The sequence below is a fragment of the Peribacillus sp. SIMBA_075 genome (genome assembly GCF_046534585.1).
In genome coordinates this window covers 1-274 of record NZ_JAWRYN010000552.1, presented here as the reverse complement: position 1 = coordinate 274, position 274 = coordinate 1, and the positions used below count along the sequence as shown (strand labels likewise).

The following is a 274-nucleotide window of genomic DNA, read 5'->3' as shown; positions in this document are numbered from 1 at the left end:
CTACAAACTTACCATCTGTGTTAAATGCTCCATCAAAAGCCGCCGCTACTGTGTTTGACTGCACGGCGTTGAAAATCAATCCGAAACTAACTGTTATTAGAACAGAGAAGACAACTCCTAGCCAGCGTTTCTTTAAACCCTTTTCCATATAATACGCTGGACCACCACGGAATGCATTCCCATCTTTTACTTTATAAATTTGCGCTAATGTGCTCTCTACAAATGCAGAAGCACCCCCAATTACCGCAATTAACCACATCCAAAATACTGCTCC

General features: G+C 42.0%; 1 protein-coding gene. It reads right to left on the bottom strand.

The window, feature by feature from the left end; all coding sequences use genetic code 11:
* Window positions 1–274 (bottom strand): alanine:cation symporter family protein (locus SB775_RS29370; protein ID WP_410864762.1); only part of this gene is annotated, 274 nt, incomplete at both ends.